The sequence below is a fragment of the Amycolatopsis thailandensis genome (assembly GCF_002234405.1).
In the GTDB taxonomy this organism is placed as follows: Bacteria; Actinomycetota; Actinomycetes; order Mycobacteriales; family Pseudonocardiaceae; genus Amycolatopsis; species Amycolatopsis thailandensis.
In genome coordinates this window covers 1-618 of the sequence record NZ_NMQT01000384.1, presented here as the reverse complement: position 1 = coordinate 618, position 618 = coordinate 1, and the positions used below count along the sequence as shown (strand labels likewise).

Sequence of the window (618 nt, the reverse complement as noted above, 5' to 3'; positions counted from 1 at the left end):
ACGCCCGCGCGGAACAGGGCGTTGTCGAGCTGGTCGCGGAGGTTGTGCTCCGGATAGCCCTCCAGCCACAGCTTGGCCGAAAGCAGGTAGTCCTCCCGGCGGATCCCGGCCGCGCGGACCATGGCGGAGAAGAGCACGTCGGTGTAGACCGCGGTGGCACCGGGGAAACCGTAGACGCCGACGTCGAAGAGCGTGATCCCGGAATCGACCGCGGTGCGGACGAGGTTCACCGCCTCGCGGAAGTCCATCCGGTCGTAGGTGTGCCAGGAGCCGAGCGAGAGCACGCCGGTGAGCGGGCCGTCTCGGCCGATGCGGCGCTGGGGGATGACTGGCATTGCGGGTCTCCTAGGGAAGGCGGGGATCGATGACGGCTTTGAGCTCGCCGAGCCGCGACATCGACTCGACGCTCTTGGACGCTTCGGAAAGCCCGACCGGCGCGCTGAACAAGTCGTCCCAGGGCATCCGGCCGCCGAAGGTGCGGAAGAAGTCCACCGAGCGGTGGTAGTCGGCGATGTCGCCGTTGAGCGACCCGACGACCGTAAGTTCCTTGCCCATCACGGTGCCCAACGCCACGGGGGAGGGCATGGGGCCGGTGGAACCGACGATGGCGATCGTGCC

General features: G+C 68.3%; 1 protein-coding gene and 1 pseudogene. Both read right to left on the bottom strand.

From position 1 onward, the window contains the following. Window positions 1–335: aldo/keto reductase (locus CFP71_RS43050; protein WP_208636171.1), on the bottom strand; the 335-nt coding region annotated here is incomplete at its 3' end. Window positions 336–345: 10 nt separating this feature from the next. After that, window positions 346–618, bottom strand: a pseudogene (locus CFP71_RS43045) (zinc-binding dehydrogenase); the annotation flags it as partial.